A 22,952-nucleotide genomic window follows, 5' to 3' on the forward strand; every position below is an offset into this window, starting at 1 on the left:
CCCACCCGCACGGCCTGATCTCCGACGGAGACCGGCACCGAGCAGTGCGCCGCGGTGAGCACCCGGCTTCCCTCAGAGCTCGTCGGTGGCGGCCCTGGGCGTACGGCGGGTGCTGCGCACGGTGTCGCCCGGCTGCCGCGCGGGCACCGGCGGGGGAGTGCCGCCGAACTCCGGGCACAGCTCGCGGTAGTTGCACCAGTCGCACAGCCGGCTGGGCCGGGGACGCCACTCGCCGGTCTCCAGCGCCCGTTCGATGGCCGCCCACAGCGCCCGCACCTTGCGCTCGGTGGCCAGCAGGTCGGCCTCGTCGGGGGCGTAGCGCAGCACCTCGCCCTCACCCCCGAGGTACATCAGCTGCAGCAGGCGCGGCACCGACCCGTGCAGCCGCCACAGCGTCAGCGCGTAGAACTTCATCTGGAACAGCGCCTTGGCCTCGAAGGCCGGCCCCGGCGCGCTGCCGGTCTTGTAGTCGACCACGCGGACCTCGCCGGTGGGCGCGACGTCCAGCCGGTCGATGTAGCCCCGCAGCATCAGGCCGCTCTCCAGCACCGCCTCGACGTACAACTCCCGCTCGGCGGGCTCCAGGCAGGTGGGGTCCTCCAGGGTGAAGTAGCGCTCCAGCATGGCGCGGGCCCCGGCCAGCCACTCGGTCCGCTCCCGCTCCCCGGAGAACATGCCCTCGTAGGCGGGCTCCTCCTCAAGGAGCCTGCGCCACTGCGGCTCCAGCAGGTCGAGGGCCGCGGCCACCGTGCGGCCCGGCGCAGGCAGGTCGTACAGGCGCTCCAGCACCGAGTGGACGACCGTGCCGCGCACCGCGGCGGGCGACGGCGGCTCGGGAAGCCGGTCGACCACTCGGAACCGGTACAGCAGCGGGCACGTCATGAAGTCGCCGGCGCGGGACGGCGACAGCGCTCCGATGATCGTGGGCTCGGTCGGTGACATGCCCGCACTGTAGGTCACGGTGACGACAGTTTGGGCCCGGGGTGGGCTCCGCGCGTCCGCGCCCGGAGCGGCCGGCGCGTAGCATCAAGGCCAACAGACGCGAGCGAGCGAGGAACGGTGAGCCAGCGGTGAGCAGCGAGAGCCCGCGCCAGGAGAGTCCCGGGCTGCGGATGGGGCGGCCGTTCGGCATCCCGGTCTACGTCTCACCGACATGGCTGCTGGTGGCGGCGTTCATCACGTTCACATTCCAGGAGGTCGTGGCCTACCGGCTGCCGCAGCTCAGCACCCCGCTCACCTACGTCGTCTCCTTCGTCTTCGCGGTCCTGCTGTACGTGTCGGTGCTGCTGCACGAGCTGTCGCACTGCGTGGTCGCCAAGATGTACGGCCTGCCGGTCCGGCGCGTCACCCTCTACCTCCTCGGCGGCGTCTCGGAGATCGAGCGCGAACCGGAGACGCCCGGCAGGGAGTTCATGGTCGCCTTCGCCGGGCCGCTGCTGTCGCTGGGCCTGGCCGCCGTCGGCTACGCCTCCTCGATGTTCATCGACCCCGGCACCGTCCTCGGCGTCCTGGTCTTCCAGCTCTGGCTCGCCAACCTGGTCGTCGGGATCTTCAACCTCCTGCCCGGCCTGCCGCTCGACGGCGGGCGCATGCTGCGCGCCGGGGTCTGGAAGGCGACCCGCAGCCCCGGCTCCGGCACGATCGCCGCGGCCTGGGCGGGCCGCGTGCTGGCCGTCGTCCTGATCGCGGTGCCGGTCAGCCTGGCGCTGATGAGCGGCCAGGACCCCAGCTGGTTCACGGTCATCTGGTCGGTGCTGCTGGCCAGCTTCATCTGGATCGGCGCCACCCAGGCCCTGCAGGGCGCCCGGCTGCGGGCCCGCATCCCCCAGCTGAACGCCCGTTCCCTGGCCCGCCGGGCCGTCGCCGTGACCGGGGACGTGCCGCTGGCCGAGGCGCTGCGCCGGGCCGGCGAGGCCCACGCGGGCGCGATGGTCGTGGTCGGCCACGACGGCCGCCCGACGGGCATCGTCAACGAGGCGGCGGTCGAGGCCACCCCGGAGCACCGCCGCCCCTGGGTGACGGCGGGCTCGCTGGCGCGCAGCCTCGAACCGTCGCTGGTGCTGGCCGCCGACCTGACGGGGGAGTCCCTGATCGACGCCATGCGCCAGTCCCCGTCGGGGGAGTACCTCCTGGTGGAGCGCGACGGCACGATCTTCGGTGTGCTCGCCACCTCCGACGTCAACCGGATGTTCAGCAACGTCTGACCCGCGCCGGAGGCCCGGCCGGCGGCCGCCGGGAGGGAGTCCGTCCCAGGTCCGTCTGCTGTACTTTTTCCTACGGCCTGGAATCATCGGCGATGTCGGTCCGCCGCATCCCCTCCCGGGCCGGCCGGACGCCCCATCCCCGCCACCGAGACTCAGAGGACAGAATGCAGAAACGAGCCGCGTTTTCCCCCCGCGCAGAAGGACGGGGCCGTCATGCCGGGGGTGCTCGGTGAGCGGGGACGGCCTGGGGGCGGTGCGCCCGCTGCCGGGCGACGGGCTGGTCGCCCGCGTGGAGGGCCTGCTGCTGGTGTGCGACGCGGCCGAGGACGTCGCAGCGAACCTTCTCGGGGCGCTGAACGACACCGCCGCGTCCGGCGGTGACGGCCGGGCCCTGGCCCGCCGGGTGGCCCAGGTGCTGGCCGTGATGATGGGCGAGCCCGTCGCGTGCGCCGTCGCCGGGCCGGTGGGCGACGGGGTGGCCGTCCTGGTCAGCGGACCCGCCTCCGCGGCGGTCACCGGTCCGGGCGGCGAGGTACGGCTCGCCGGACGCGACGCCCTCACCTGGTCGGACCGGCTGGTCCCCGGTCCGGTCACCGGCATCGAGCTGCGCCTGCCCGAGGCCGGCCCGGCGCACCCGCTGGCCCGGCTGGACGGCGGCGTGATCGTGGGCGGCGGAATCCTGTGCGACCCGGCCGCCGCCGGAGCCCCGCCCGCGGCCCGGAACGCCGTGCCGCGGCAGGCGGAGGCGCCCGCGGCGGAGGTCCCGCCTCCGGCGCCCTACCCGATGGGGCCCCCCGACCCCGTCCCGCCGGTCCCGGTCCCGGCCCCGCCGCCGAGGCCGGAGCAGCAGGCGTGGCAGCCCGAGCCGGGGCCGCAGGTCCCGGCCCAGCAGGGCCCGGGGTCCGGCCCGATCCCGGTCGTCGCGCCGCAGGACACGGCGCCCCCGGAGGCTCCGGAGACCCCGCGGGCGGGCGGCGAGCCCGCCGGTCCGCGCGAGCGGCAGTTCGCCCCCGAGCCGCCGGCGCAGGGCGGCCCGCAGCCGGGGCCCGCGTCTCCGGCCGCCCCCGAGCCGGAGGCCGGCCCCGGGCAGCAGCCGCTCGTCTACGGGGTCGACTGCAAGAACGACCACTTCAACGACCCGCGCGTGCCGTACTGCGCGGTGTGCGGCATCGCCCTCGTGCAGCGTTCGCTCGCCCCCTACCAGGGGCCGCGCCCGCCGCTGGGCGTGCTGCTCCTCGACGACGGGATGACCCTGCGCCTCGACGCCGACCACCTCGTCGGCCGCGACCCCGACCGCGCCCCGGAGGTCGCCGACGGCTCCGTCCGCCCGGCGAAGGTCACCAGCCCCGACGGCTCGGTGTCGCGCCGCCACCTGCGGGTGGCGCTGGACGGCTGGGACGTCAACCTGATCGACCTCGGCTCGGTCAACGGCACGCAGATCCAGCCGCCGGGCGACCCCAACTTCTACGACATCCCGCCGAACGAGCCGGTCACGATCATGCCCGGCACGACCGTGCGGATCGGGGTCTCCCGCACCATGCGCTACGAGTCGCACCGCAACCGTTAGGTCCCGGGAGGCCTCTCCGCGCCGGGCGGCGCGGAGAGGCGCCGGGAGGCACCGAGAGGCACCGAGAGGCACGGAGGCGGCCCGGGAAGCGTCCTCAGGGGCCGGTGGTCAGGCCCCGGCCGTCCGGGCGCGGTACCACAGCAGGTCGTCCAGGCGGGTGCCTCCGGGGCCGGGCAGCCGGCCGTTCAGGAGCGCCTCCCGGGTGAAGCCCGCGCGCTCCAGCACGCGGTGGGAGGCGGTGTTGTCCGGTGAGGCGCCGGCCACGATCCGGGCCAGCGGCGTGCGCGTCAGCGCCCACTCCGTGAGCAGGACCACCGCCCGGGAGGCGAACCCCCGCCCCCGGAACTCCGGCAGCATGCTGTAGCCGGTCATGGCCTCGCTCAACGGGGGGATGACCCCGCTGAGCTGGATGTGCCCGGCGAAGGCGCCGGTGGCGGCGTCCCGTACGGCGAGCTCGGCCCGTTCGCCGGCCAGCCACAGCATGCCCGCCTCCCGGCAGAACCGCTCGCTGTCGTCCGGGTCGGGCGCCTCCGGCGGGACGCTGTGGGCCACGACGTCCGGCAGGCTCTGCAGGGCGTGGTAGTCGTCGGCGTCGTCCGGGCCCAGCGGCGTCAGCCGGACGACGCCGTCGGTCAGGGAGCCGCCGGGCAGGGCCGGGAGGAACGGCCGTACCCGCTCGCCCGAGTCGGTGGCCAGCCGGGCGAAGGCCGCCAGGTCGCCGCGGGTGCCGTCGCGGCGGGGCTCGGCCGCGCGCCGCACGCCCTCGCGGCCGAAGCCGGCGGCCATCGCGACCCGCTGGCTGGCGAGGTTCTCCACGTCGGCCAGCAGTTCCACGCGCGCCACCCCGTGGGCGAAGGCCCGCTCCGTCAGCGCCCGGGTGGCCGCGGTGGCGACGCCGCGGCCCCGCGCCCACGGCGCGATGAGGTAGCCGACCTCGGCGTTGCCGCGCGGGTCGGACGGTTTGAGACTGATGTTGCCCAGCCACTCGCCGGTGTCGGCGTCCGTCACGGAGAAGGAGGCGCCGCCGTTGCCCCACGTCCGTTCGGCGACCTCGAGGTAGGAGGACGCGTCGGCGAGGGTGTACGGCACCTGGACGCTCGGGATGAACCGGATGATCAGCGGGTCGGCGTAGGCCTTGACCATCGGCTCCAGGTCGGCGGGGGTCGTCTCGCGCAGGAGGAGGGAACCGGCGGGGATGACGTCTCTGGGGAACACACTCCAAGTGCTATCAGCTCCTCCCGAAAGGAGCGAACGAATCGGCCTCCCCGCGCGTCCGGCGGTCCCGCGGCCCTGGACCGGGGGCACTCCGCGCGCCGATAACCTTGCCTTCATGGGTTTTCGCAGGCATGGCCCCTTCAGGGCCGGGGATCAGGTTCAGCTCACCGACCCCAAGAACAAGCGTCACACGGTGACGCTGAAGGAGGACGGGGTCTTCCACACCCACAAGGGTGCGATCCCGCACAGCGACCTCATCGGGCAGCCCGAGGGGTCGGTGGTCCGTTCGTCCGGCGGCACCCAGTACCTCGCGTTCCGGCACCTGCTCCAGGACTACACGCTGTCCATGCCGCGCGGCGCGGCGGTCATCTACCCGAAGGACTCGGCGCAGATCGTCGCGATGGCCGACGTCTTCCCCGGCGCGCGCGTCGTGGAGGCGGGGGTGGGCTCCGGCGCGCTGACGTGTTTCCTGCTGCGCGCGGTGGGAACGGAGGGCAGGGTGACGTCCTACGAGCGGCGGGCGGACTTCGCGGAGGTGGCCACCAAGAACGTGGAGAAGTTCTACGGCGGCCCGATGGAGCAGTGGCGCCTGGTGGTCGGGGACTTCGCCGAGTCGCTCGACGAGAGTGACGTCGACCGGATCATCCTCGACATGCTCGCTCCGTGGGAGTGCGTGGACGCCGCGGCCAAGGCGCTCACGCCCGGCGGCGTGATCTGCTGTTATGTGGCGACGACCACGCAGTTGTCGCGAACGGTGGAAACTCTGCGCGAACACGGGAGTTTCACCGAGCCCCACGCGTGGGAGACCCTGGTTCGCGACTGGCATGTCGAGGGGCTCGCCGTACGGCCCGACCATCGGATGGTCGGACACACCGGATTCCTCGTCACCGCCCGTCGCATGGCGGACGGGGTGACCCCACCACCCCGGCGCAGGCGTCCGGCAAAGGGAGCGTATGGCGAGGAGTCGACTTCCACCGCATGATGACGATTCAGCCACGAGAGCACATCGGCGTGTTACATGACACCAGATCATCGTGTTCTTATGCTTCCAAGCACTAAACGCTTCATAAGGGATTAATCGCCAAATACTTAATGTAGCCATACGAACACTGCTCTACCAGGTAGCTGACAGCCCCCCGATGGGTAGGGTTTCGAGTAGTCGGTCTCGACTGGGAAGGAGGTGACGCCGTGGCAGCTCGCGATGACGCCGAGGCTCGGGCCGCGCAGCGCGAACGGGAGGTCGCTGATCTCAGAACGCAGGTCTCCTTCCTGCAGGAGGAGATCACCGCGTTGCGTCGAAAGCTGACGGAGTCTCCCCGGCAGGCCAGGGTCCTCGAAGAGCGTCTCCATGAGGTGCAGGCGAATCTCGCGGCCGTCACCGGCCAGAACGAGCGTCTGGTGGCAACCCTCAAGGAGGCCAGAGACCAGATCGTCGCGCTCAAGGAGGAGGTCGACCGGCTGGCGCAACCGCCGTCCGGGTTCGGCGTCTTCCTCGAGGCCAGAGAAGACGGCACGGTGGAGGTCTTCACCGGTGGCCGCAAGCTCCGGGTGAACGTCAGCCCCGCGGTGGACGCCGAGTCGCTCAGGCGTGGCCAGGAGGTCATGCTGAACGAGGCGCTCAACGTGGTGGAGGCCCTCGGATACGAGGACCTCGGCGAGATCGTGATGCTCAAGGAGCTGCTCGAGGACGGCCAGCGCGCGCTGGTCATCTCACACGCCGACGAGGAGAGGGTGGTGCGGCTGGCGGAGTCGCTGCTCGACCAGCCGATCCGCGCCGGCGACTCGCTGCTGCTGGAGCCACGCTCCGGCTACGTCTACGAGCGCATCCCCAAGTCCGAGGTCGAGGAGCTCGTCCTGGAGGAGGTGCCCGACATCTCCTACGAGGAGATCGGCGGGCTCATGCGGCAGATCGAGCAGATCAGGGACGCCATCGAGCTTCCCTACCTGCACGCCGACCTGTTCCGCGAGCACAAGCTGCGCCCCCCCAAGGGCGTGCTGCTGTACGGCCCGCCCGGCTGCGGCAAGACCCTGATCGCCAAGGCCGTCGCCAACTCCCTGGCCAAGCAGGTCGCCGAGAAGACCGGGCAGTCCGGCAAGAGCTTCTTCCTCAACATCAAGGGGCCGGAGCTCCTCAACAAGTACGTCGGCGAGACCGAGCGGCACATCCGCCTGGTCTTCCAGCGGGCCCGTGAGAAGGCGTCCGAGGGCACCCCGGTGATCGTGTTCTTCGACGAGATGGACTCGATCTTCCGGACCCGCGGCTCGGGGGTCTCCTCCGACGTCGAGAACACCATCGTCCCCCAGCTCCTCAGCGAGATCGACGGCGTCGAGGGCCTGGAGAACGTGATCGTGATCGGCGCGTCCAACCGCGAGGACATGATCGACCCGGCGATCCTGCGGCCCGGCCGCCTGGACGTCAAGATCAAGATCGAGCGGCCGGACGCCGAGGCGGCCAAGGACATCTTCTCCAAGTACCTCATCGACGAACTGCCGCTGCACCCGGACGACCTCTCCGAGCACAACGGCGACCGCGCGGCGACCGTCGTCGCGATGATCCAGAGGGTCGTCGAGCGGATGTACACCGAGAGCGAGGAGAACCGCTTCCTCGAGGTGACCTACGCCAACGGCGACAAGGAGGTCCTGTACTTCAAGGATTTCAACTCCGGCGCCATGATCCAGAACATCGTGGACCGCAGCAAGAAGATGGCGATCAAGCAGTTCCTGGAGAGCGGGCAGAAGGGCCTGCGGATCCAGCACCTGCTGGCCGCCTGCGTCGACGAGTTCTCCGAGAACGAGGACCTTCCCAACACCACCAACCCCGACGACTGGGCCCGCATCTCCGGCAAGAAGGGCGAGCGGATCGTCTACATCCGCACCCTCGTGACGGGCAAGCAGGGCACCGAGGCCGGCCGGTCCATCGACACGGTGGCCAACACCGGTCAGTACCTCTAGCGCCGTCACCGGCGCACGGCGAGCGCGTTCGCGGCGCGGCCCCGGCGGGGGCCGCGCCGCGAGGCGTGTCCGGGCCCGTACGGCCTGCCCCGCCGTACCGTCCGTCACACAAGTGTGATCACGTCACGGGGAACCCAGGCGGTCCAGCCGCCGTCCAACCGACGTGCGTGATCATTCAGGCGCGGTCGCCCGGTGACCGGCGCGGGGTCCCGCGGGACGGCCCGGGGGAGCGGCCGTCTCGCCGAACTCGACCTCCTCCGTTTCGTCGCCGCCATGGCGGTGCTCTCCTTCCACTACTTCATCGCCTTCAACTCGGTGTGGGGCGAGCGGCCGGCGAAGCTCTTCCCCGCGATCTCCACCCTCTCGGGACTCGGCATCCTCGGCGTCGAGCTGTTCTTCATGATCAGCGGGTTCGTCATCCTGATGAGCATCTGGGGCCGCGGACTCGGCACGTTCGCCCTCTCCCGGCTGGTGCGCCTCTTCCCCGCCTACTGGGTCAGCGTCGCCGTCACCGCCGCCCTCTACGGCCTGACCGGCGCCACCGCCCTGGACCCCAAGCTCAGCCCCGCCGAGTACGGGGTCAACCTCACGATGCTCCAGCGGGCCCTCGGCGTCTACGACGCCAACGGCGTCTACTGGTCCCTGTGGGCCGAGCTCCGCTTCTACGTGCTCATCTCGGTCCTGGTGATCGTCGGCGTGACGTTCGGCCGGTGCCTGGTCTTCATGGGCGTGTGGCTGCTGGCGGCCGGGCTCCTGTCCGGCAGCGACCAGGCGTGGGTGGACCTCGTCGTGATGCCGAAGTACGCGCCGTACTTCGTCGGAGGCATGGCCTTCTTCCTGATGACCAGGTTCGGCCCCCGGCTCGTCCTGTGGTGCGTGGCCGGGATCAGCGCCGGACTGGCCGTCAGCGCCGCCATGGACCGGGTGGCCGGACGGGTCGGGCTGGTCGGCTACGCGGCCATGCCCGTGCCCCCCTGGGCCGTCGCCGTCACCGTCATCGGCTTCTACGCGCTCATGGCGCTGGTCGCGCTCGGCATGCTCCGCCGGCTGCGATGGCGCGGCCTGGTCACGCTGGGCGCGCTCACCTACCCCCTGTACCTGTTCCACACCGCGGCGGCCGTGCTGATCATCCCCGCCCTGCGCGACGCCCTCCCGCCCTGGCTGACCGCCCTTGCCACCGTCGCGGCCGCGATGGCGTTCTCCTACCTCGTCTACCGGGTGGCCGAGCGGCCGGTCCAGGAGTTCGTCAGGGCGAGGACGCGCCGGGCCGCCGCGCCACAGGCCCCCGCCGCGCCACAGGCCCCCGCCGCCCAGGGGTTCCCCGCCGCGGCACCGGTCGTCTCCGCGTCGCCGGTCGCCTCCGCGGCCCCCGTGTTCCCCGCCTCGCCGCCGTCCGCCCCGCCCCCGGATCACCGCCCGGACCCCTGGTCGGCGGGCGAAAAGGCTTCGTTGCCATAACTGTCCGGCCACCGGGCATAGTGAAGGGTCTAGGGTCGGGGATATATACGGCGGAGGAGACAGTCCCGGATGAACAGAGGATGCGCATGACGGTACGGCGGGTGATGGGCATCGAGACCGAATACGGCATCTCCGTGCCCGGACAGCCGGGGGCCAACGCGATGGTGACCTCGTCCCAAGTCGTCAACGCCTACCTGGCCGCCTCGGCGGCCCGGGCCAGACGGGCACGGTGGGACTTCGAGGAGGAGAACCCCCTCCGCGACGCGCGGGGCTTCGACCTGTCCCGTGAGATGGCCGACCAGAGTCAGCTCACCGACGAGGACCTGGGCCTGGCCAACGTGATCCTCACCAACGGCGCCCGGCTCTACGTGGACCACGCCCATCCCGAATACTCCACTCCCGAGTGCACCAACCCACGAGCCGCGGTGATCTGGGACAAGGCGGGGGAGCGGGTCATGCACGACGCCGCGGTCCGCGCCTCGGCGATCCCCTCCAACGCTCCCATCCAGCTCTACAAGAACAACACCGACAACAAGGGCGCCTCCTACGGCTGCCACGAGAACTACCTGATGCGGCGGGCCACGCCGTTCGCCGACATCGTCCGGCACCTGACGCCCTTCTTCGTGTCCCGCCAGGTCGTCACCGGCGCCGGCCGGGTCGGCATCGGCCAGGACTCCCGCGGAGAGGGCTTCCAGATCAGCCAGCGGGCCGACTTCTTCGAGGTCGAGGTGGGCCTGGAGACCACGCTCAAGCGGCCGATCATCAACACCCGCGACGAACCGCACGCCGACCCCGACAAGTACCGGCGCCTGCACGTCATCATCGGCGACGCCAACATGTCGGAGATCTCCACCTACCTCAAGCTCGGCTCCACCGCGCTCGTCCTCGCCATGATCGAGGACGGTTACTTCACGCGTGACCTCTCCGTGGAGAACCCCGTCCAGGCGCTGCGCGCGGTCTCCCACGACCCGACCCTCAGATACGAGATCGCCATGCGCGACGGCCGCCGCCTGACGGCCGTCCAGCTCCAGATGGAGTACCTGGAGCTGGCGCGCAAGTACGCCGAGGAGCGCAGCGGCAACGGTGTCGACGAGGTCACCAAGGAGGTCCTCGACCGCTGGGAGTCGGTCCTCACCCGCCTGGCCGAGGACCCGATGCAGCTGGCCGGCGAGCTCGACTGGGTGGCCAAGCTGGAGCTGCTGGAGGGCTACCGCAGCCGCGACGGCCTGCCCTGGTCCCACCCGCGGCTGCAGCTCGTCGACCTGCAGTACTCCGACATCCGCCCCGACCGTGGCCTGTACAACCGGCTGGTCGCCCGCGGGCGGATGCGGCGGCTGGTCACGGAGGAGGAGGTCCAGCGGGCCATCGAGGCTCCGCCCAGCGACACCCGGGCCTACTTCCGGGGCCGCTGCCTGAGCCAGTTCAGCGAGTCGATCGCCGCCGCCTCCTGGGACTCGGTCATTTTCGACATCCCCGGCCGTGAGTCGCTGCAGCGCGTCCCCACCCTGGAGCCGCTGCGCGGCACCAAGGCCCACGTGGGCGAGCTGTTCGACCGCTGCCGCACCGCCGCCGACCTGGTCAGCGCCCTCACCGGCGACCGGTGAGCCCGCCGCCGCGCGGGGACGCCCCCGCGCGGCGCGCCCGGCCCTCCCGCCCGTCCTCCCCTCCGCCGGGACCGTACGGCGGGCGGTGACGTCCTCCTCCGCCCGGGACGGCGCCCGCGGCGGTCAGGCCGCGCTGGTGCAGCGGATGCGGGCCAGCAGGACGGAGGCCTGCTCGGCGCTCAGCCTGGCCCGCGGATCCTTGCGCAGCAGCCCCCGCAGCACCGGCTCCAGGGGGCCGGCCCGCCGCGGCGCCCGCGCCGGCCCGCGCAGCGCCTCCGCCAGCGCGGCCATCGAGTTGACCGTGCGGAACGGCGTCTGCCCCTCCACCGCCATGTACAGCGTCGCCCCGAACGACCACATGTCCGCCTCGCGGGTACCGCCCCGCCCGTGCAGGGCCTCCGGCGCCAGGAACGCCGGCGTGCCCCGCATCGAGCGGCTCGCCGCCCCCTCCGGCGCGGCGAACCCGAAGTCGGCCAGCACCACCCGGTCGCCCGTCAGCATGATGTTGGCGGGCTTGATGTCCCGGTGGATCACCCCGCCGTCGTGCGCGTGCCGCAGCGCGTCCAGCAGACGGCCCCCCATCGCCGCCACCAGGTCCGCCGGCAGCGGTCCGGCCTGCACCAGGGTGTCGTGCAGGGTCAGCGCCTCCAGGAACTCCATGACGATCCAGAGCCGCTCGGCCTCCTCGGCCAGGTTGTGCACCGTCACGATGCCCCGGTGGCTCAGCCGGGCCGCCATCCGCGCCTCGCGTACCACCCGGCGCCGCCGGTCGACCGCCTCCGGCCCCGGGGGCAAGGGGATCTCCTTGAGCGCCACCTCGCGGTCCAGAAGCATGTCGTAGGACCGCCAGACGACCCCTGTCGCTCCTCGGCCGACGGGTGAGACGAGTTCATACCGGTTGTCGACGATGGTGCTCACCGGTCAATGATCGCAGTCTTCTCTGTTAATGGCGACACTTCGTGTCGCGGCTCGGGGGCTCTTGATCCGGTGTCTTCCCTCGTCTCTCCGCCGCTTCGCGGCTGCGTTCCTCAGTCCAGACACCGGCGCCCCCGAGCGGGTTCGGACACCGGCGCCCCTCGCGGGTACCAAGGGTTTCTTGCCGCCGTGTCCGCAACCGGCTTCGATGTAGGCCCTGAGCGTCAAGGGGCCGGCCAGCGACGTCGGAAGGAAGAAGGCTCAGCGGCGCAGGGTGGCCTCACGCTCGACCCGTGACAGCTTCTCGGGGTTGCGCACGGCGTACAGACCGCTGATGAGGCCGCCGTCGATGCGCACCGCTATGACGGTGTCGATCTCGCCCCCGAGCCGGAGGATCAGTGCAGGACAGCCGTTGACCTGTGCGGGCTGCAGCAGTGCCGTGGCGCCGAACCTGCGCAGGCCAACGGCCAGAGGGGCCACCCGATCGGCCCCCATGACAGGTGCCGGCGCGGCCTCCTTGATCCCGCCGCCGTCGCCGAGGAAGACGACGTCCGGTGCGAGGATGTCGAGCATGCCTTGCAGATCGCCCGTTGCGATCGCCTGCTGGAATGCCTCAAGCGCGTCTCGGGTCTCGGCCGCGGAAACGACTCCGCGCGGCCGGCGCGTGGCGACGTGTTTCCGTGCCCGATGGGCGATCTGGCGGACCGCAGCCGCGTTCTTGCCGACGGCTTCGGCGATCTCGTCGTACTCCAGATCGAACACCTCACGCAGCACGAAAACCGCCCGCTCGGTCGGCGCGAGCGTCTCCAGTACCAGCAGCATGGCCATCGAGACGCTGTCGGCCAGCTCCACGTCCTCGGCCACGTCGGGCGCGGTCAGCAAGGGCTCGGGCAACCAGGGGCCGACGTAGGACTCCTTGCGGCGGCCGAGCGTGCGCAGCCGGCTCAGCGCCTGGCGGGCGGTGATCCGGATCAGGTACGCACGCGGCTCCCGTACGGTGTCCAGATCGACGTCCGTCCATCGCAGCCAGGTCTCCTGCAGGACGTCCTCGGCGTCGGCGGCCGAGCCGAGCATCTCGTAGGCGACGGTGAACAGCAGGTTGCGATGGACCACGAACGCTTGGGTCGCGGAGTCCATCCCGCCGCCATCGGCGAGCGGCTCGGCCATGTCCACGGTCGGCTCGCTGCGTTCGCTCATCGTCGGCCCCTCTGCCTGTTCGCTCCTGATCGTGCCACGCACACAAGACGCCGGTTCGTGCGGCCGTGTGACACCTGTGTTCGGTGGCGTAGGTCACATGGCCGGTGCTGTCACAAGGGTCGGGTCGTCGGCGTCTCTTGTCCGACCGGATACGACAGCAAGGAGCGCACGATGACCGCTCGTTTGAACCTCTTCGGCGACCCGGCCGCGACCGCGGCCAAGGCCGCTGGACACTTCGGCGCGGCGAGCAGGACGATCCTCCAGGAGTCGTCTCTGCCGGCCGTGACCCAGAAGCTGGTGCTGCTGCGCGTCAGTCAGATCAACGGGGACGGTTACGCCACCGACGTGTGGAGCAAGAACGCCGCGCACGCCGGAGAAGACGCGACCCGCGTCAACCTGGTGGCGGCCTGGCGCGAGTCCACCGTGTTCACCGACGCCGAGCGCGCCGCCCTGGAACTCACCGAGCAGGGCACCCGCATCGCCGACTCCCACCACGGCGTGTCGGATGAGACCTGGGCGAAGGTGCGTGAGCACTACGACGACGATCAGATCGCCGCCCTGGTCTCCCTGATCGCCGTGATCAATGCCAGCAACCGCCTCAACGTGATCGTGCGCAACCCCGGAGGCTCCTACCAGCCCGACAAGTTCGCAGACATGGCCGGCTGACCGGCAGGCCGATCCCGCCCCGGTCCAGGATCATCCGGGCCGGGGCCTCGGCGGTGGTGTGGGCACCGGCGCCCCCTGAGCGGGCCCGTCGCGGCTCGGGGTACATGATTTATGAATCTACGATGTAAAGGACATGGGCAGGGAAGACACGCCTTCAAAATCCACGGCCGGGGGAGGGGCGCGGAGGGGGTTCCAGCTCAGGTGTGGTGGTTCCCGGTCTCGGGCGAGGAGTGTCGTTGCCTTAAAAAGGGAATATTTGCTTTAAAGGGGATGAAAGGGGTTTTCTGGACGGACGACAACCCCTGGACGGCAGGCGTGGACCCCGGACAAAGATCGGGGGGCGATCCGCGCGCAATGTCAGTCGCTTCGGGGAAGATAGGAATCACAAGCGTCCCCCAGGCGGAGGTGCCACAGATGGCTAGCAAGGACACCGGCGGCCAGAAGCAGACCGGCCGGACCGAACGGGAAGCGGAGGAGACCACCTCGGTCGACACCTCCGACGTCCAGGAGCGCAACGAGAAGCTCTCGGACGACGTCGACGCGATCCTCGACGAGATCGACGAGGTCCTGGAGGAGAACGCCGAGGAGTTCGTCAGGTCGTACATCCAGAAGGGCGGGGAATAGCCGGGGTCACCATCGTTCCCGGGGCCGGGACGGGAGCCCGTCCCGGCCGAGTCCGGCATACGGGCGGCCGGGACGAGCCCGTCCCGCCGCTCAGCGGGTGACGGGGCCGCCCCGCCGTTCATGGGATGAGGTGCACCGTCGCGATCTCGAAGGGGCGCAGCGGCAGCCGCACCTCCCCGCCGGCCGTCTCCAGTCGCTCGCCCGGCACCCCGAGCACGTCCGCGCGGCGGGCGGCGGTGAACGTGCCCCGGATGACGGCCTCGGTGCCGTGGGGATGCTCGGCGACGAGGCGGGCCTCCAGCGCGCCGTTCCGCTCGCGTAGCGCCGTGAGCACCACGCCGGCACCCTCGACCTCCAGTCGCGTGCCCGTGCCGTCCCGGGTTCCCTCCGCCACCTGGTCCGCCGGGCCCACCGTGTGGGAGGCGGCCGTGCTCTCCATCCGCGCGGCCGGGCCGATGACCGGGCCGATGGACGGGCCGTCGCCGGGCACCGTCAGCAGATCGTGCCGGTACTCCTCGGCCAGCCGCGGCAGGCCCGCCTCGTGCCAAGAGCCGGGGCAGGGCAGTACGGCGAAGCGCATCGTGGCCGGCCCCGGGCACTGGGCGTCGGGGGTGGCGATCTGGGGGCCGGCGGGCTCGTCGCGGTAGGCGTTGCGGTTGCGCGACAGGAACCCCACCGATCGCAGCAGGGTGAGCGCCAGTTCCCCGCCGGTCAGCTCGTACTCGGTCACCTGGTCCAGCAGGACCGCCAGGCCGCCCGCGGCGACGAATCCCTCGGCGGGGAAGGTGGGCAGCGGCTCCTCGCCGCAGCCGCCCTCGGCGGTTGTCCCCCGGCGCGTCACCGACAGCTGTCCTTCGGCGAAGGACTCGCCGGTTCCGGGCCGCAGCGGCGCGTGCCAGCGGACCCGGTGGTCGCGGCTGCGGTTGTCGAAGGAGATCTCCAGCCGCAGGTACGGCTCGCCGGCCCGTAGTTCGGCCCTGGTGGTGACGGTGACGTTCTCGCGGGCGGCGGAGCGCCCGTCGCCCTCCTCGTGCGCGGGCCAGGCGTACTCGCGGCGGATCTCCAGCACCGACGTCAGCGGCCCGGTGTGGAGGGTCTCGGCCTCCACGTGGAGCGGGGCGTCGACGAGGAGGTCGTGGCGGGGCGGGGCGTGGTTGTAGGTGTCTCCGGCGTCGCCGCCGTCCACGATGCGGCCCACCCCGTGTATCTCGGCGCCGGCGGATCGCAGTGACAGGGTGCCGTCGGGGGCGACGGCGACGCGCAGCAGGCCGTTGTCGAGGACGCCCTCGGCGGGGCGTGGTCCGCTTCCCCGAGGGGAGGCTCCCTCGGCTTTCTCGTCCGTGAGCCGGTCTTCGGCGGATCGCTCCTCCGCGGGCCCGGCTCCGGTGGGGACGGTCCCGGCCACCGGACCCTCCGTGGCCCCGGTTCCGGCGGGGGCGGCCTCGGCCACCGGATCCTCCACGGCCGGGTCCTCCGTGCCGGGGATCCCGGCGGGGGCGGGGGTGAGCACCGTACGGCCGAACGCCTCGACGGTGACCAGCGCGGCGACGGTGACGACGGGTTCGGCGACGATGCGCACCCGCCACGGTCCGGGCCGCGCGGTGGCGGCGTCCAGGACCGCCGCGCGCAGGTCGGTGTACTCGTAGCCGGTGGCGGGGGCGCGGGCCACGACGACGGTGAAGACCCCTTCGGGGGTCTCTCCGTCCCTCTCCGGACACTCCGCGGACCACGAGACGATCAGCCGGCCGAACAGTTCCCGGTCGTGGACCCGGCCGAGAAGCAGGGTGAGGTCGTCCATGACGGTCTCGTCGAGGAGGGTCGGGGCCAGCTCCAGCCGCTGCGCCGGCACGCGGGCCCCGCCGGGGGTGGTCAGGACCGGGTGGGACTCGGGCACGTCGGCCAGGACGAGGCCGGTGCGCCGGAAGGGGGAGGGGTTGACGACCACGACGGCGTCGCGGGCCGCGCCGGCGGCGAGGGAGGAGGCGGCCAGGTCGACGACTGCCTGGCCGATCTGCCCGGCCTCGGCGATGCGGGCGGCGACCTGCTGGGCCGTCTCGTCGGCGCCGCAGCCGGTGATGGAGTCGTGGCCGCTGCAGGCGATGAGACGGCGCCAGGCCAGGTCGAGCAGCTTGGCGGCGGCGGTGCCGCCGGGCAGCCAGAGCGCGGCGAGCGGCTCGGCGTAGCGGGCGACGACGCGCTCGGCGCGGGCCATGAGTCTTTTCGCGGGCATCCGGGCGGAGATGACGCCCGGCAGGATGTTGGCGCGGGCGTGGGAGCGCAGCTCGCCGTGGACGACGGGCAGTCCGGCGGTGCCGGGGTCGTGGGCGGTGACGTACTCCTCCAGGGTGGCCAGGCGCAGCCCGGCGGCGGTGATGCCGGCGGCCGGCGCGCTGTGGTCGGCGCCGTACATGGCCAGCAACGGGCCGTCGGGGTGCCAGGGCCGCATGGTCTCGGCGAAGGCGTCCAGCCGGCCGGTGAGGCCGTCGGCCGGGCCGGTGAACAGGGCGACGGCGTTGCCGTATCCGCCGGGGAGGTACTGGGTGCGGATGGCGGTGCCGTCGGCGCCGGTCCAGGCGAAGGCGTCGCGGCCGACGGAGGCGGGCACCCCGCGCCACAGGCAGGCGTGCCCGAGGCCGGCCTGACTGAGGATCTGCGGCATCTGGGCGCAGTGGCCGAACTGGTCGGGGAGGTAGCCGACGCGCATGGCGCCGCCGAGTTCCCCGGCGCCGCGCATGCCGTACTCCAGGTTGCGGATGAGGGTCTCGCCGGAGCAGAGGAACTCGTCGGCGAGGATGAGCCAGGGTCCGGCGGCGAAGCGGCCCTCGGTGACCAGCCGCCGTATCTCGCCGAGCCGTTCGGGGCGGATCTCCAGGTAGTCCTCCAGGGCGGCGAGCTGGCCGTCCATGGTGAACCGGTAGGCGGGGTCGGCGGCCATGGTGTCGAGGACCTCGTCCAGCAGGCGGACCAGGCCGAGCCGGAAGCGCTGGAACGGGAGGTACCACTCGCGGTCCCAGTGGGTGTGCGGGACGACCACGATGCCGGGCGTGCCGGTGGTCTCAGGGGTCACGCCCCCCACCTCCCTGCGGCTTCCGGGCGGTCGTGGTTCCAGGTGTCGCGTGTCCCGCCCGCGGACGTCTCACGCGTGGTCGTGATGTCAGGCGTCATGTGCCTCACCTCCGATGGACGGCCCGGCGACCGCCCGGATGATCTGCTGGGCGGCGACGATGTCGGCGAGGGCGCCGTCGAGGCCGGTGAGCGGGGGCGTGCCCCGGGTGACGAAGGCGTGGAACGCCTCCAGTTGGAGTTCGAACGCCTCGGACACGTCGCGGTGGACGGTCCTGATCTCGGTGGTTCCGTCCAGGGAGGAGGAGGTCAGGACCGTGGGGGCGTTCATCAGGTAGGGGGAGGGGAAGACCAGCTCCAGCGTGCCGTCCTCGTGGTGGACGCTGACGGTCTCCCGGTAGGCGGGGTGGCCTGGCAGGTAGTGCCAGCGCAGGCCGTAGCGGCCCCGGGTCAGGGCTCCGCCGGCCTCCAGGGAGGGGCCGTCCCAGGCGGCGGCGTGGTCGACGGTGGCGGGCGGGCCGCCGAACGTCCGCAGCAGCGCCAGGTCGTGGCAGAGGCTGCCGAGCACCACGCCGGCGTAGAGGGACCGGATCGCCTCCGGGGCGTCCGGGCCGAGCGCCGCGTCCAGGGCCGCGGAGTCGGCCCGCAGCCAGGGCGCGAGGGCCTCGGGGGCCGGGTGGGAGGGCCGCACGCGGGCGAAGGCGAGCTGGGCCTCGTCGGCGGGGTGCAGGACGGTGACGTCGAGGTGCCGTACGGCCCGGCCGGCCAGCAGGGCGGCGGCACGCCGTACGGCGGGGTCGTACTGTTTCATGTAGCCGACCATGAGCCGTTCGCCGGCGCGCAGCGGTCCGGCCCGCAGCGCCTCGGCTTCGGCGCGGCTGTAGGCGAGGGGTTTCTCGCACAGTACGGCGAAGCCGGCCTCCAGGGCGGCGGCGACGAGGGCGCCGTGGGAGCCGGCGGTGAGCACGACCAGCGCGTCGAAGCCGCCGCGGCCGAGCATCTCCAGGGGGTCGGTGTGCGGGCGGGCGCCGGTGAGGCGGCCGGCGGCCTCGGCGCGGGCCGGGTCGAGGTCGCACACGTCGGTCACCTCGAACAGGTCCCGCCGCCTGGCCAGCAGCGGCAGGTAGATCACCTGGGCGGCGACGCCGAGCCCGGCGATCGCGGCCCTCATCACGTGCACAGCGCCATCACCTCGTTGCGGTACGTCTCCAGGCGGTGCGGGCCGGGCCGGGCGGGCAGGACGACCCGGTCGCCGAGGACGACGCGCCGGGTGCCCGGTCCCCACAGGACGAGCCCGTCGCCGCCGACGATGAGGAAGTCGTCGCCGTGGCGCAGCAGCAGGGGGCCGTCGGGGGTGGCGGAGACGGCGGTGACGCCCTGGCGGAGTCCGTCCAGGGGGTCGCGGCCCAGCACCCAGGTGGTGGGGTCGCCGAGGGGGTGGCCCTCCTCGGGCCGGTGGTAGTCGCTGCCGCCGACCAGCACCGCGCCGGGCGACCACGCCTGTGTCCAGGCCAGCGGCGCTCCCCAGGTGCGGTCCCACCAGCTCCAGTGCCACACCTCCACGGCCGGGGGAGGGGTGCGCATGGGGTGGCGCCAGGCGCAGTCGACGGCCACGGGGTGGTTGACGGACATGATCCCGCCGCGTTCGCGGACCGTCTCGGCCCACCGGTCGGGGGGTTCGCGGAAGTCGATCCAGCCGACGTCGCCGAAGGCGTTGGCGTGGCCGAGGTCGGTGGTGACCTCCTGTCCGGGGATCAGGGTGATCGCGGCGTAGGTCGCGGCGGCGGGCAGTTCCGCGTGGTGGCTGACGGTGTTGTGGTCGGTGACGGCGAGGAAGTCCAGGCCGCGGTCGGCGGCCAGGCAGGCGAGCTCGGAGACGCCGAGTGAGCCGTCGGAGTGGACGGTGTGGGCGTGCAGGTCGCCGGCGAGCCAGCGCAGGTCCCCGAGGCCGGGCAGGCCGCGGCGGACGGCGGCGGGGGCGCGCGGTGGCGGCGGCGGGGGCCGCAGTCCGGTGCGGGCGGGTGGCGCTGCGGGCGGGGCGAGGTGCGGGATGACCGTGATCTCGTACGGCAGGCCGTCCGGCGGGACGCGGTACAGGCCGAGCAGGACGTGCCAGCGGCCGGGTTCGGGTTCGCCGGGCAGGTAGCCCGGGGTGGCCCAGCCGGGGGCGACGGTGTACTCCGAGCGGGCGCCGCCGGACCAGCCGCGGAACCCGGCCGGGCCCTCGCAGCCGAGGTCCAGCACGCCGGCGGAGCGGTCGTAGGCCAGGCGGACGGTGAAGGCGCGGGCGCCGGGGGGCAGTTCGAACGGCACGCCGCGGACCGGGCCGGTGACCCGGTCCGCAAGGCTCCAGCGGCCGGTCAGGCGCAGCGCCCTCATGCCCGGCCGACCAGGACGTCGTCGCGGTAGAGCAGGGCGCGGCCCGGCCGGGGGACCGCCCAGGCGGTCGTGCCGAGGGCGGGTTCGCGGCCCTCGGGGACGACGGCCTGGACGAGGTGGCCGGGGCTCTCAAGGGTGACGAGGGTGGCGGTGCCGAGGTTCTCCAGGACGGCGACCTCGCCGGCGAACCCGTCGTCGCGCCGCGTGGTGGACAGGTCGGTGTACTCGGGGCGCACGCCGTACACGATCTCCCCGGCGTCTCCGACGTTTTCACTGTTTTGACCGGTTTCGCCGGCTTCGCCGCCAGGCGGGTCCTGGGGGGCCGGCAGTACGGCGCCCGCCACGTGCAGCGCGCCGCCGTCGCCGATCCGTCCGGGCAGCAGGTTCATCGGGGTGGAGCCGATGAAGGAGGCGACGAAGGTGGTGGCGGGGCGGTGGAACACCTCGGCGGGGGTGCCGACCTGGGCGATCCGGCCCGCGTCCATGACCGCGATCCGATGGGCCAGGGCGAGCGCCTCGCCCTGGTCATGGGTGACGAAAACGGTGGTGACGCCGAGTTCGTCCTGCAGGCGCTTGAGGAAGGTGCGGGCCTCCAGGCGGAGCCGGGCATCGAGGTTGGACAGCGGCTCGTCGAACAGGAACGCCCGCGGGTGGCAGGCGATGGCCCGGGCGAGCGCCACCCGCTGCTGCTGGCCGCCCGACAGCTGCCCGGGGCGCCTGCCCAGCAGCCCGGTGAGGCTCAGCCGGTCGGCGACCTCGGCGGCCCTGGCCCGGCGGCGGGCGCGGGGGACCTTTCTGATCCGCAGCGGGTAGGCGATGTTGTCGGTGACGTCCATGTGGGGGAACAGGGCGTAGTCCTGGAAGACCATGGCGACGTCGCGGCGGCCGGGCGGCAGCGCGGTCACGTCGGTCCCGCCGATGACGACGCTCCCGGAGGTGGGGGTCTCCAGGCCGGCGATGGTCCGCAGCAGCGTGGTCTTGCCGCAGCCGGACGGTCCCAGGAGCGCGAAGAACTCGCCCTCGGCGATCTCCAGGTCGAGGGAGTCGAGCGCCCGGACGCCGCCGGGGAACACCTTGGTCAGGCCGTGCACGGAGATCACTGCTTGATCCCTCCATGGAAGCGGAAGCCGTACCTGCTGCTCACGAACAGGTACATCAGTACCACCGGCAGTGAGTAGAGCAGGGAGAACGTCGAGATCAACGGCAGGTCGGGTTGCCCGCCCTCGGTGTAGAGGGTGAACAGCACGACCGCGCTGGGTGACTTACCCGGGTCGCGCAGCAGGATGTACTGCATCAGGAAGCCGCCCCACACGCTGGCCACCGCCCACACCGCCACCGTCGCCAGGCCGGGCCGGACGAGGGGGACCACGATGTGGCGCAGGATCTGCGCCGGCGAGGCGCCGAAGACCCGCGCCGACTCCTCGTAGGAGGTGGGGGTGGCGTCCATGAAGTCCTTGAGGATGAAGATCGCCGCGGGGAGCAGGCCGCCGGAGACGACGAGGATCACGCCCAGGTGGGTGTCGACCAGGCCGAGCCGGGTGGCCAGCTCGAAGATCGGCACCATCGCGGCGGTGCCGGTGACGACCGACGACAGGAGCAGCAGCACGTACAGCAGGACGTCGCGGCCGGGCACCCGGACCCGGGACAGGGCGTAGGCCGCCAGAGCGGCCAGGACGACCACCAGGACGGCCGCGCCGCCGGCCTGGATGACGGAGTTGACGATGGAGCCCGCCGCGTAGGGGTTGTCGAGGATGGCGCGGAAGTTGGCCAGCGTGAACTCCGGCACCGACACCGTGACGGAGGGGTGGGCGTCGAACGGCGCCGAGGCCAGCCAGAGCATCGGCAGTGCGAAGAAGGCGGCGGCGAGCGCGAGGAAGGCGGCGGAGGCGATCCGGCCGAGTGCGTGCCGTACCGGGGAGCGCCGGGCGGGTGCCTGCCGTACGGACGCCTGCCGTGCGGGCATCTGCTGTGGGGGTGCCTGCCGTGCGGGCGCCTGCTGTGCGGATGCGGCGGGTTCGGGGCGGGTCGCGGGGTCCGCGGCGGGGTCGGGGGTCATGCGGCCACCTCCCGGCGGTTGCGCAGCAGGCGCAGGTAGGCCAGGGCGAAGACGAGATTGATCAGCAGGATGAGGAAGGACACGGCGGCGCCGAAACCGAGCTGCCCGCCGCGCAGCGCGGTGTTGTAGACGTAGAACGGCAGGATCTCCGACCGCCCCTCGGGGCCGCCCGCGGTGATCAGGAACGGTGTGAAGTCGTTGAACGTCCACAGGCTCGTCAGCAGCACGTTGGTCAGCACGTGTCCCCTGATCTGCGGCAGCACCACGTCGCGGAGCTGCTGGAGGGTGGAGGCGCCGGCCAGGCGGGCGGTCTCCAGGTGGGAGACGGGCACGTTCTCCAGCGCCGCCGAGTAGAGCATCATCGAGAACGCGGTGCCCCGCCAGGTGTTGAACACGATGATCGACAGTATGGGGTGGTCGAGCAGCCAGGCGGCGCCGGGGGTGCCCAGCAGGGTGTTGAGGGTCCCGCCGTCGCGGTCCAGCAGCGCGATCCACAGGAACGCCACCACCGAACCCGGCAGGATCCACGACAGCAGCACCAGCCCCTCGACGACCCGCCGTACGGCTCCGCGCCGGCCGCGCAGCGTCCACGCCAGGGTGAAGCCGAGCCCGGCCTGCCCGATGACCGCCGAGCCGAGGACGTACTGCGCCGTCAGCCAGAAGGAGTTGCGGAACCGCTCGTCGCCGAGCGCGGCGGTGTAGTTGCCGGTCCCCACCACCTGGGGGTCAGCCGCCGCCAGGCCGGTCAGGCGGTAGTCGGTGAGGCCCAGGTAGATGGTCCACAGGGCGGGGAAGACCAGGAAGACGCCGATGAGCACGAGAGCGGGCGACGCGAACGCCACCGCCCGTGCCCGCCCGAGGCCTGCCGCGTCTGTGTTCATGGCGACGCTGCGCGTCGCGGCTCGGGGGCTCTTGAGCCGGTGTCTTCCCTCGTCACTCCGTCGCTCCGCTCCTGCGTTCCTCAGTCCAGACACCGGCGCCCCCTCGCGGGCTCATTGCGACGCTGCGCGTCGCGGCTCGGGGGCTCTTGAGCCGGTGTCTTCCCTCGTCAC

General features: G+C 72.5%; 18 protein-coding genes. 8 read left to right on the top strand and 10 right to left on the bottom strand.

All coding sequences use genetic code 11. The features are described from left to right. Window positions 1-72: 72 nt before the first annotated feature. Complete coding sequence (locus AB0D67_RS19795; RefSeq protein ID WP_362937258.1) at window positions 73-942, bottom strand: RecB family exonuclease; 870 nt, start codon at window positions 940-942, stop codon at window positions 73-75. 170 nt (window positions 943-1,112) lie between these two features. On the opposite strand from AB0D67_RS19795, the gene AB0D67_RS19800 reads away from it, so the two are divergent. Next, window positions 1,113-2,204 carry a site-2 protease family protein gene (locus AB0D67_RS19800; RefSeq protein WP_362937435.1) on the top strand — a complete coding sequence of 364 codons (1,092 nt, stop codon included), beginning with the start codon at window positions 1,113-1,115 and terminating at the stop codon, window positions 2,202-2,204. A gap of 229 nt (window positions 2,205-2,433) precedes the next feature. Continuing rightward, on the top strand, window positions 2,434-3,771 hold the full coding sequence (locus tag AB0D67_RS19805; RefSeq protein ID WP_362937261.1) for an FHA domain-containing protein: 1,338 nt from the start codon (window positions 2,434-2,436) through the stop codon (window positions 3,769-3,771). Window positions 3,772-3,879: 108 nt separating this feature from the next. On the opposite strand, the gene AB0D67_RS19810 is transcribed toward AB0D67_RS19805, so the two are convergent. Beyond that, window positions 3,880-4,986, bottom strand: coding sequence for a GNAT family N-acetyltransferase (locus tag AB0D67_RS19810; RefSeq protein ID WP_362937264.1), 1,107 nt, complete (start codon window positions 4,984-4,986; stop codon window positions 3,880-3,882). A 115-nt stretch (window positions 4,987-5,101) separates the two neighbouring features. Between AB0D67_RS19810 and AB0D67_RS19815 the strand changes: the two genes are divergently transcribed. From AB0D67_RS19815 to dop, 4 genes are all read left to right on the top strand, one after another. Continuing rightward, on the top strand, window positions 5,102-5,968 hold the full coding sequence (locus AB0D67_RS19815) for a tRNA (adenine-N1)-methyltransferase (protein ID WP_362937267.1): 867 nt from the start codon (window positions 5,102-5,104) through the stop codon (window positions 5,966-5,968). Between the two features lie 206 nt (window positions 5,969-6,174). Continuing rightward, window positions 6,175-7,938, top strand: a complete 1,764-nt coding sequence (gene arc, locus AB0D67_RS19820) for a proteasome ATPase (protein WP_362937270.1) — start codon at window positions 6,175-6,177, stop codon at window positions 7,936-7,938. Between the two features lie 192 nt (window positions 7,939-8,130). Then, entirely contained in the window at window positions 8,131-9,396 is a 1,266-nt protein-coding gene (locus tag AB0D67_RS19825) for an acyltransferase (protein WP_362937273.1), read from the top strand. Between the two features lie 86 nt (window positions 9,397-9,482). Then, window positions 9,483-11,000 carry a depupylase/deamidase Dop gene (gene dop, locus AB0D67_RS19830; protein ID WP_362937276.1) on the top strand — a complete coding sequence of 506 codons (1,518 nt, stop codon included), beginning with the start codon at window positions 9,483-9,485 and terminating at the stop codon, window positions 10,998-11,000. Window positions 11,001-11,123: 123 nt separating this feature from the next. On the opposite strand, the gene AB0D67_RS19835 is transcribed toward dop, so the two are convergent. Continuing rightward, window positions 11,124-11,918 (bottom strand): serine/threonine-protein kinase, encoded by a 795-nt coding sequence (locus AB0D67_RS19835; protein ID WP_362937279.1) that lies wholly within the window; start codon window positions 11,916-11,918, stop codon window positions 11,124-11,126. Window positions 11,919-12,176: 258 nt separating this feature from the next. Then, on the bottom strand, window positions 12,177-13,082 hold the full coding sequence (locus AB0D67_RS19840) for an RNA polymerase sigma-70 factor (protein ID WP_362937438.1): 906 nt from the start codon (window positions 13,080-13,082) through the stop codon (window positions 12,177-12,179). Between the two features lie 201 nt (window positions 13,083-13,283). Between AB0D67_RS19840 and AB0D67_RS19845 the strand changes: the two genes are divergently transcribed. Together AB0D67_RS19845 and AB0D67_RS19850 are read left to right on the top strand one after the other, a co-directional pair. Further along, window positions 13,284-13,778 (top strand): carboxymuconolactone decarboxylase family protein, encoded by a 495-nt coding sequence (locus tag AB0D67_RS19845; protein WP_362937282.1) that lies wholly within the window; start codon window positions 13,284-13,286, stop codon window positions 13,776-13,778. A gap of 414 nt (window positions 13,779-14,192) precedes the next feature. After that, window positions 14,193-14,402, top strand: coding sequence for a ubiquitin-like protein Pup (locus AB0D67_RS19850; protein WP_179828145.1), 210 nt, complete (start codon window positions 14,193-14,195; stop codon window positions 14,400-14,402). A 118-nt stretch (window positions 14,403-14,520) separates the two neighbouring features. On the opposite strand, the gene AB0D67_RS19855 is transcribed toward AB0D67_RS19850, so the two are convergent. The 6 genes from AB0D67_RS19855 to AB0D67_RS19880 all read right to left on the bottom strand — a co-directional run bounded on the left by AB0D67_RS19855 (window position 14,521) and on the right by AB0D67_RS19880 (window position 22,781). After that, complete coding sequence (locus AB0D67_RS19855) at window positions 14,521-17,469, bottom strand: alpha-mannosidase (protein ID WP_362937285.1); 2,949 nt, start codon at window positions 17,467-17,469, stop codon at window positions 14,521-14,523. An 87-nt stretch (window positions 17,470-17,556) separates the two neighbouring features. Continuing rightward, window positions 17,557-18,636 (bottom strand): Gfo/Idh/MocA family oxidoreductase, encoded by a 1,080-nt coding sequence (locus tag AB0D67_RS19860; protein WP_362937441.1) that lies wholly within the window; start codon window positions 18,634-18,636, stop codon window positions 17,557-17,559. Next, window positions 18,636-19,844: a CehA/McbA family metallohydrolase gene (locus AB0D67_RS19865; protein ID WP_362937288.1), complete on the bottom strand. Its 1,209-nt coding sequence runs from the start codon at window positions 19,842-19,844 to the stop codon at window positions 18,636-18,638. Before AB0D67_RS19865 ends, AB0D67_RS19860 begins: the two co-directional genes overlap by 1 nt. Continuing rightward, window positions 19,841-20,944 carry an ABC transporter ATP-binding protein gene (locus AB0D67_RS19870; RefSeq protein ID WP_362937291.1) on the bottom strand — a complete coding sequence of 368 codons (1,104 nt, stop codon included), beginning with the start codon at window positions 20,942-20,944 and terminating at the stop codon, window positions 19,841-19,843. The genes AB0D67_RS19865 and AB0D67_RS19870 overlap by 4 nt, the downstream gene beginning before the upstream one ends. Then, window positions 20,941-21,900, bottom strand: a complete 960-nt coding sequence (locus AB0D67_RS19875) for an ABC transporter permease subunit (protein ID WP_362937294.1) — start codon at window positions 21,898-21,900, stop codon at window positions 20,941-20,943. The genes AB0D67_RS19870 and AB0D67_RS19875 overlap by 4 nt, the downstream gene beginning before the upstream one ends. After that, window positions 21,897-22,781: a sugar ABC transporter permease gene (locus AB0D67_RS19880; RefSeq protein WP_362937297.1), complete on the bottom strand. Its 885-nt coding sequence runs from the start codon at window positions 22,779-22,781 to the stop codon at window positions 21,897-21,899. Before AB0D67_RS19880 ends, AB0D67_RS19875 begins: the two co-directional genes overlap by 4 nt. Window positions 22,782-22,952 lie beyond the last annotated feature (171 nt).

The sequence above is a fragment of the Streptosporangium sp. NPDC048047 genome (assembly GCF_040653115.1).
Lineage (GTDB): Bacteria > Actinomycetota > Actinomycetes > Streptosporangiales > Streptosporangiaceae > Streptosporangium.

Excerpts from the sequence above, each read along its gene's own strand:
- AB0D67_RS19880 (WP_362937297.1), bottom strand. The coding sequence starts at position 22,781 with ATGAACACAGACGCGGCAGGCCTCGGGCGGGCACGGGCGGTGGCGTTC.
- AB0D67_RS19860 (WP_362937441.1), bottom strand. The coding sequence starts at position 18,636 with ATGAGGGCCGCGATCGCCGGGCTCGGCGTCGCCGCCCAGGTGATCTAC.
- dop (WP_362937276.1), top strand. The coding sequence starts at position 9,483 with ATGACGGTACGGCGGGTGATGGGCATCGAGACCGAATACGGCATCTCC.
- AB0D67_RS19850 (WP_179828145.1), top strand. The coding sequence starts at position 14,193 with ATGGCTAGCAAGGACACCGGCGGCCAGAAGCAGACCGGCCGGACCGAA.
- AB0D67_RS19875 (WP_362937294.1), bottom strand. The coding sequence starts at position 21,900 with ATGACCCCCGACCCCGCCGCGGACCCCGCGACCCGCCCCGAACCCGCC.
- AB0D67_RS19840 (WP_362937438.1), bottom strand. The coding sequence starts at position 13,082 with ATGGCCGAGCCGCTCGCCGATGGCGGCGGGATGGACTCCGCGACCCAA.
- AB0D67_RS19815 (WP_362937267.1), top strand. The coding sequence starts at position 5,102 with ATGGGTTTTCGCAGGCATGGCCCCTTCAGGGCCGGGGATCAGGTTCAG.
- AB0D67_RS19865 (WP_362937288.1), bottom strand. The coding sequence starts at position 19,844 with ATGAGGGCGCTGCGCCTGACCGGCCGCTGGAGCCTTGCGGACCGGGTC.
- AB0D67_RS19795 (WP_362937258.1), bottom strand. The coding sequence starts at position 942 with ATGTCACCGACCGAGCCCACGATCATCGGAGCGCTGTCGCCGTCCCGC.
- AB0D67_RS19845 (WP_362937282.1), top strand. The coding sequence starts at position 13,284 with ATGACCGCTCGTTTGAACCTCTTCGGCGACCCGGCCGCGACCGCGGCC.
- AB0D67_RS19800 (WP_362937435.1), top strand. The coding sequence starts at position 1,113 with ATGGGGCGGCCGTTCGGCATCCCGGTCTACGTCTCACCGACATGGCTG.